We start from the raw sequence: 6,954 nt of genomic DNA, 5'->3' as shown, positions 1-6,954 counted from the left end.
ACGGCACCGTCTGACGGCGCTGTCGGCCGGCGCCGTCAGACGGCGCCCTCGGTCGGGGGCTCGGGCCGGTCGGGTCGGCGGCTCCCAGGGCTCGGGTCGGCGGCGCCGGGGCCAGGGTCAGCGGGAGGTGCGGCGGCGGAACAGGAGGGCGGCGGCGAGGTAGCCGGCGAGCAGGATGCCGACGCACCAGACCACCGCGCGCACCGCCTCGCCGCCGTCGGCGCCGCCACCGACGAGCAGGCCGCGCATCGTCTCGATCACCGGGGTGAGCGGCTGGTGGTCCGCGAACGCGCGCAGCGCGCCGGGCATCGTGTCGGTCGGCACGAAACCGCTGCTGACGTAGGGCAGGAACAGGATGAGGAACGTCAGCCCACTGGCGGCCTCCGGCCCGCCGGCGAGCAGGCCGAGCGCGATGGACACCCACGTCAGCGCGAGCACGTAGAGCGCGAGGAGCCCGACCGCGGCGATCCAACCGCCGACCCCGGCGTCCGGGCGGAACCCGATCGCCAGCGCTATCCCGATGACGAGCGCGGTCGCGACGGCGTTGGCGGCCAGGCTCGCGGCCACGTGCCCGGTGAGCACCGCGGAGCCGCGCACCGGCATCGACCGGAACCGGTCGACGATCCCGGCCTTCAGGTCGCCGGCGACGGCGACCGCGGTCTGGGTCGCGCCCCAGCCCGCGGCGAGCACGATGATCCCGGGCACGGCGTAGGTGAGGTAGTCCCGCCGGCCGCCGTCGGCGATCGCGCCGCCGAACACGTAGACGAACAGCAGCAGCAGGACGATCGGCAGCGCCACGGAGATGATCAACGTGTCGGGTTGGCGCGGCAGCCGCCGCAGGCTGCGCGAGACGAGGGCCAACGTGTCGGAGCCGGCGCGGCCGGGCCGGCGCGCGACGGGCGGGGCGAGGGAGGTCATGGGGAGTCCTTTCAAAATCGGCGAAGGTTTGCCCGCGCCGTGGGCCGGTGCCGGTGAAGTGTCCGCGGTAGCGCGGTCCCTACAGGACGTTCGTTAGCCACTACGAAAGCACCGAGGAAGCTGCTGGCGCTTACTATTGCAAGCGCTAGCAAGCACTCGGCAAGCATTCCGTAATGTCCGATATGTCCCCGCCCCGCACAGGTGCCGCCCATAGCGGGAGCGCGGCGGTGTCAAGGGTCGGCCGTAGGTCGATCGGCGTAGCCGACGCGCGGAGCGCGCCCTTGATGCCGTCGTGCTCCCGTTAGACGATTCGGCGCCACCGGGGAGGGGGATCCCCCGCGACGATCGCTGCCCGGGTCCCATCGCCGGCCCGTGACCTGTGCTTGCAGACCGCTTACTTCTGCAAGCATCCTTCTTCGGCGACGGGCCGACGCTCCGACGCTCGCGGGAGGGTGGCGGCCCGACGCGCCCGGGGTGCCGAGCGAAGCGAGGCGGGGCCCCGGGGCGCGGCGGGCCGCCGGGCCCCGCCCGCGCGCGGCGTGTGCGGCGCGCCCGGCGCGGCGGCCGAAGGCCGCCCTTGAAACCTCACAGAATTTCTGCGACAGCGATCTTCGTTCGGCGTTTGCGCTGGTCAGGAAGTTGCCTCCCGGGAGGGCCTCGGGGTGCCCCAGTTGCCCAGCGACGCCGCGACGGCGGCCAGCATCTCCTCCACCGACAGCGGCACGCCTGCCGTGCCGTAGACCATCACGATCGTCCGGTCGCCGAACGCGTCGGCGAACTCCAGGCCGTCCGGGAGCTGGGCGAGCGTGTAGGCCAGCTCGGCCGGGCTCTGCCCCGGCTGCACGGTGATCGTCGCCACCAGGTCATCGGGCATCGCGAATGCTCCTTCCAGCGGACCCCCGGCCTCAGCAGGGAGCACGCAGGCCGACGCCCGAGCGGGGCGCCTCCGCCCAGGGCTTCCTGTTACTGTCTCATTGTGAGACAGCGCGACTGTCCCACAATGAGACGGGAGGGTGCAAGATGGACCTTGAGGAAGCTCTCCGCGAACTGCTGGCCCAACCGACAACCGAGGGCGGACGCGACGATCTTGTCTCGGCGGCCAAGGAGGCGTGGCGGCGTCGCCGCGTCAACACCGAGGCAGGCGCCGCAGTGATCGCCGCTCTCACCGAACAGGGCCTGTCCTACCGACAGATCGCCGATCTCACCGGCATCCCCGCCGCGACCGCGCACCGGTGGGCGAGACCCCCGGAGCAGGACGGCTGACCCGCCGGTACCTCAGCGTCACCCGGCGGGGGTGGGCGGGTGGGGCCGCCTTGCCGCCCGCTTGGGGGTGCTTGCAACTGCTTACTTTTGCAAGCACCCTTATCCTCTCACTGAATGTCAGTGGTTAACGAGCATGCCGCCTGGCTCGCGTTCTGGCGGACACTTCGGGGCCGCCGCTCACGGGGCGGGTGGGCAGCGGCCGGGTGGACGCCGCTGGGTATGGCACTAGTCGGCGGCGCGGGCCGGGCCGCCGGTGAGGGAGAGGAAGACGTCGTCGAGGGTGGGCCGGCGCAGCTCGACGCGGGCGACGTCGATGCCGCGGTCGTCGAGATCGGCGAGCAGGCGGCGGACGGCGGTGGCCGTGCCGTCGGTGGGCACGCCGACGCGGCGCGCGGCCGGGTCCGTGTCCAGGCCACCCGCCGTGCCGCCACCCGCCGTGCCGCCGCCCGCCGGGCCGGCGATCTCCGCCGCCGGCGCGGCGCCCAGGGCGGCGACGGCCCTGGCGTAGGCGGCGTCGTCGGGGAACGTCAGCTCGGCCCGTTCGGAGCCCAGCCGGGCCTTCAGCTCGTCGGGCGTCCCCCGGGCGATGACGCGGCCGCCGTCGAGGACTGAGACCAGGTCGGCGAGCCGGTCGGCCTCCTCCAGGTACTGGGTGGTGAGCAGGACCGTCGTGCCGTCCTCGGCGAGCCGGCCGACGATCTCCCACACGCCCTGGCGGCTGCGCGGGTCGAGCCCGGTCGTCGGCTCGTCCAGGAAGACCACCTGGGGGTGGGCGACCAGGCCGACGGCGATGTCGAGGCGGCGGCGCATGCCGCCGGAGTAGGTCCTGACCAGCCGGCCGGCGAAGCCCCCGAGGTCGAAGGCGTCGACCAGCTCGCCGACCCGGCGGCGGGCAACCCCCCGCGGCAGCCGGAACAGCCGGGCGGCGAGCAGCAGGTTCTCCTCGCCGGTGAGCAGCTCGTCGACGGCCGCGTGCTGGCCCGTCAGGCTGATCACCTCGCGGACCCGGCGCGGCGAGCGGCCGACGTCGTGGCCGGCGACGCTCGCCGAGCCGGCGTCGGCGCGCAGCAGCGTGGCGAGGATCCGCACCAGCGTCGTCTTGCCGGCGCCGTTCGGGCCGAGCAGCGCGTGCACGCTGCCGGCGGCGACGTCCAGGTCCACCCCGTCGAGCACGGTCACGTCCCCGAACGCCTTGCGCAGCCCGCGGACCCGGATGACGGCGTCCGTGTCGGCGGGAAGGGCGGTGTCAACGGGGGCGGTGTCGGCGAGGGCGGCGCCGGCGGGCAGGGGGGTGGACGCCGGGGCCTGCGCGCGGGCGTCCGTGGTCATGGGCATGGTCGGTGCCTCCTGGTGGGGCGAGGTCGTCGCGACTGGGCTGTCGCGATCGTGGCGGAGTGTCAGGTCCCGGACACGGGTTCTGGGTCCCGTGCGGGGGTGGGCCTATCCCCCCCGGGTCGTCGCGATTAACTGCTTACGTCGTACGCTTCTGGTGTACGTTATACGCAGTTACCGATGGGTGGTCAACCCGCGGCGCGGAGCGCCCGCGACGGCGGTCCTGTCCGGTGGGGGACACTGGGACGCGGCCGCGGGCGGCCGGTGGCGACGGAGGGAACGGTGGGACGGATGGCCGGCGGCGCGCGCGCGGGCGACCGGGCGCCGGGCGGCGAGGGGGCCACGCGCCCCGCCGGCGGCCCGCCGCCGGCGTTGGACCTGCTGTGGGGCGCGCCGGCGCCGCCGCGGCGCGGCCCGAAGCCGGCGCTGCGGCTGGACGACCTCGTCGGCGCGGCGGTCGCGCTGGCCGACGAGGAGGGCCTCTCTGCCCTGTCGATGGGCCGGGTGGCCGAGCGGCTCGGCTTCGCCACCATGTCGCTCTACCGGCACGTCGCCAGCAAGGACGACCTGCTGCTGCTCATGCTCAACACCGCGGTCGGCCCGCCGCCGGCCGAGCTCGACGACCTGGGCGCGGCCGGGTGGCGCGACGGGCTGGACCGCTGGACCAGGGGCATGTACGAGCGGGCGCTGGCGCACCCGTGGATCAACCGGATCAGCCATGCCGGGGCGCCGACCCTGCCCAACCAGGTCGCCTGGATGGACCGGGGGGTCGCGCCGCTCGCCGGCGTCCCGCTGACCGGCCAGGAGAAGCTCTCGACGATCCTCGCGCTGTCCATCTACGCGATGGCCGCCGCGCAGCTGACGACCGACATCGCGGCGGCCGCCGACGCCCGCGCGGCGCAGGGCACGAGTGAGAGCGACTACGGCGCGGTGCTCGCCCGGCTGCTCGACGCGGAGCGCTTCCCCGCGCTGCACGCGATCGCCGCCTCCGGCGAGATCGAGCCGTCCCCGTCCCCGTCCGGGAACAGCGTCGCCGAGGAGCTGCACGGCGAGTTCCACTTCGGCCTGGCGCGGCTGCTCGACGGCGTCGAGGCTCTGCTGCGCTCGCGCGCCGCGCCCACCGGGCCCGCGCGCGCCGGCGGTCGCGCGACCTGACCGGCCGGCCCTGGCCGCCGGCCGCGCGCCGGGGCCGAAAGCGGACGGTGGCCCTGGTCGCGGGCGCACCGGCCCCCGGACACGGCCGGAAGATCACCGGAGATGGTCAGTATCCGGACTCTGGGCCGCTCCTGGCGCGGATCCCGGTACACGATGGGTCCTACCGGCGGGCGCTGGCCCGACGGTGCCAGTTCCGGCCGGTCCTGGCGTGGGCCCGACGCCCCGAATGGCGCGTTCCCGACAGCCAGGGCCCCGCTCGCGGGCACAGAATGGCCCGGTGGCGGGGGAGTTGGCCGGGAATGGTGCGGACTCTGGCGATACGCGCAAGCTCAAGGGGACGGGTGTGACGACGGCTGGGCAGGTGGACGAGACCTACATCGGGGGACCGGAGAAGCGACCGATCGTGATCGTCGCCTACCGGCCCGAGTGGGCCGACCGGTTCGCCGCCGAACACGCCACGATTCGCCGGGCCCTCGGGCCGACGGCGCTGCGCGTCGAGCACATCGGGTCGACCTCGGTGCCCGGGCTCGGCGCGAAGCCGATCATCGACATCCAGGTCGCCGTCCCGGACATCACCGCCGACGAGGCCTTTGTCGCGCCGCTGCTCGCCGCCGGTTACACGGTCCGGGTCCGCGAGCGCGGCGTCCACTGGATGTTCCGCACCGCCGAGCAGGACGTGCACATCCACGTCTGCGGCGCCGGCGGCGACTGGGAGTACCGCCACCTGCTGTTCCGCGACTGGCTGCGCCACGACCCCGAGGACCGGGCCCGCTACGAGGCCGCCAAGCGGGCGCTCGCCGCCCTCGACTGGCCGAGCACCGCCCACTACTCCAACGCCAAGTCCTCGATCATCACCGAGATCACCGCGCGGGCCGTCCCCTGGGCCGCCGCCACCGGCTGGACCGTCCCGGCCGCCTGCGCCTGACCTCCGCTGTCCGGGCATCCAGCAGCAGGGATCCAGGGTGTTGTCCACGCCGTTGACACCGAGGCCCGCTGCCGTTGATCATGAAGCGCGGCGCCTCCGCCAGCGCCCGGCGGGCCCGAGCTGGCTGGCGAGCCTCGCGCGACGGGTGCCCGAGCGGATCGACGCTGGCAGAATGCCCCCGTGAGGCCCCGTCAGCACAGTCGTGAAGTCGCCGGTCGCCGGATGCCCGTCGTTCGCGTGGTCGGGCCCGGGCGGACGGGTGACTGAGGAGCCCGAGGACGCGGTCGCGCCCGAGGTCGCGCCCGTTCGGCCCGGCCAGGAGCTGGACTGGGACCGGATCCGGGACTACCTGAGCCCCCGGCTCGACACGGACGGGGCGATGGAGGTGCTCCAGTTCCCGAACGGGTCGGCGAACCTGACGTACCTGATCCGGTTCGGTGAGCGGCGGTTCGTGCTGCGGCGGCCACCGTTCGGGGTGATCGCCCCGGGGGCGCATGACATGCGGCGGGAGCACCGGGTGCTGTCGCGGCTGTGGCGGGCGTATGACCGGGCGCCTCGGGCGTTCCTGTTCTGCGACGACCCGGGCGTGGCGGGCAGCGACTTCCTGGTGTCGGAGTACCGGCCGGGCATCGTGGTGTGGGGAGCGATCCCCGACGAGCTGGGCGGGCGGGCCGCGGCGCGCGAGCTCGGCTTCGCCACCGTGGACGCGCTCGCGGACCTGCACGCCGTCGATCCCGCCGCCTGCGAGCTGGACCGGCTCGGGCGGCCGGAGGGCTTTCTCGAGCGGCAGCTGTCCGGGTGGCGCGACCGGTGGGGGAGGGTCGCGCCGTGGGCGCAGCCGGCGCACGACGCCGCGATGGTGGCGGCCGCGGACCTGCTCGCCCGGCGACTGCCCGTGAGCCAGCCGGCCTCGCTCGTCCACAACGACTTCAAGGTCAACAACTGCCAGTTCGTCGCCGGCCATCCCGAACGGGTCTCGTCGGTCTTCGACTGGGACATGGCGACGCTCGCCGACCCGCTGGTCGACCTCGGCACCCTGCTGAACTACTGGCCGGACCCGGCCGACACCGCCGACGACCACGCCATCCACGACCCCGGCATGGAGACGATGGGGCTGCCGACCCGCGCCGAGGCCGTGGAACGCTACGCCTCCCGGGGCGGCCTCGACCTGGCGGCGATCGCCTGGTACGAGGCGTTCGCCAGCTGGCGGGTCGCCGTCATCTGCCAGCAGCTCTACGCCCGTTTCGCCCGGGGCGAGTCGACGGACGAGCGGATGGCGTCCCAAGGCGAGCGCGTCGACATGCTCTCCCGCCGCGCCCTGCGCATCCTGCGCACCGGCTGACCGGGTACCGCGCGCGATC

General features: G+C 74.5%; 7 protein-coding genes. 4 read left to right on the top strand and 3 right to left on the bottom strand.

Annotated elements, in window-relative coordinates; all coding sequences use genetic code 11:
• Positions 1 to 117: 117 nt before the first annotated feature.
• A complete protein-coding gene (locus tag I6A81_RS33980) occupies positions 118 to 918 on the bottom strand; it encodes an ABC transporter permease (RefSeq protein ID WP_203004277.1) in 801 nt (266 codons plus the stop codon).
• Positions 919 to 1,549: 631 nt separating this feature from the next.
• Positions 1,550 to 1,792 carry a hypothetical protein gene (locus tag I6A81_RS33975; RefSeq protein WP_203004278.1) on the bottom strand — a complete coding sequence of 81 codons (243 nt, stop codon included), beginning with the start codon at positions 1,790 to 1,792 and terminating at the stop codon, positions 1,550 to 1,552.
• Positions 1,793 to 1,938: 146 nt separating this feature from the next.
• Between I6A81_RS33975 and I6A81_RS33970 the strand changes: the two genes are divergently transcribed.
• Entirely contained in the window at positions 1,939 to 2,181 is a 243-nt protein-coding gene (locus I6A81_RS33970; RefSeq protein WP_203004279.1) for a helix-turn-helix domain-containing protein, read from the top strand.
• 225 nt (positions 2,182 to 2,406) lie between these two features.
• Here I6A81_RS33970 and I6A81_RS33965 read toward each other — a convergent pair whose 3' ends face one another.
• Complete coding sequence (locus tag I6A81_RS33965; protein ID WP_203004280.1) at positions 2,407 to 3,516, bottom strand: ATP-binding cassette domain-containing protein; 1,110 nt, start codon at positions 3,514 to 3,516, stop codon at positions 2,407 to 2,409.
• Positions 3,517 to 3,804: 288 nt separating this feature from the next.
• On the opposite strand from I6A81_RS33965, the gene I6A81_RS33960 reads away from it, so the two are divergent.
• The 3 genes from I6A81_RS33960 to I6A81_RS33950 all read left to right on the top strand — a co-directional run bounded on the left by I6A81_RS33960 (position 3,805) and on the right by I6A81_RS33950 (position 6,935).
• Positions 3,805 to 4,668, top strand: a complete 864-nt coding sequence (locus I6A81_RS33960) for a TetR/AcrR family transcriptional regulator (RefSeq protein WP_238429514.1) — start codon at positions 3,805 to 3,807, stop codon at positions 4,666 to 4,668.
• Between the two features lie 343 nt (positions 4,669 to 5,011).
• Complete coding sequence (locus I6A81_RS33955) at positions 5,012 to 5,593, top strand: GrpB family protein (protein WP_307875108.1); 582 nt, start codon at positions 5,012 to 5,014, stop codon at positions 5,591 to 5,593.
• 259 nt (positions 5,594 to 5,852) lie between these two features.
• Positions 5,853 to 6,935, top strand: a complete 1,083-nt coding sequence (locus tag I6A81_RS33950; protein ID WP_203004283.1) for a phosphotransferase family protein — start codon at positions 5,853 to 5,855, stop codon at positions 6,933 to 6,935.
• Positions 6,936 to 6,954: the final 19 nt, after the last annotated feature.

This window comes from Frankia nepalensis (assembly GCF_016786325.1).
GTDB classification, from domain to species: Bacteria; Actinomycetota; Actinomycetes; order Frankiales; family Frankiaceae; genus Pseudofrankia; species Pseudofrankia nepalensis.
The sequence above is the reverse complement of the archived record's forward strand: the minus strand, read 5'-3'. Positions and strand labels throughout refer to the sequence as shown.

Excerpts from the sequence above, each read along its gene's own strand:
- I6A81_RS33965 (WP_203004280.1), bottom strand. The coding sequence starts at position 3,516 with ATGCCCATGACCACGGACGCCCGCGCGCAGGCCCCGGCGTCCACCCCC.
- I6A81_RS33970 (WP_203004279.1), top strand. The coding sequence starts at position 1,939 with ATGGACCTTGAGGAAGCTCTCCGCGAACTGCTGGCCCAACCGACAACC.
- I6A81_RS33975 (WP_203004278.1), bottom strand. The coding sequence starts at position 1,792 with ATGCCCGATGACCTGGTGGCGACGATCACCGTGCAGCCGGGGCAGAGC.
- I6A81_RS33960 (WP_238429514.1), top strand. The coding sequence starts at position 3,805 with ATGGCCGGCGGCGCGCGCGCGGGCGACCGGGCGCCGGGCGGCGAGGGG.
- I6A81_RS33980 (WP_203004277.1), bottom strand. The coding sequence starts at position 918 with ATGACCTCCCTCGCCCCGCCCGTCGCGCGCCGGCCCGGCCGCGCCGGC.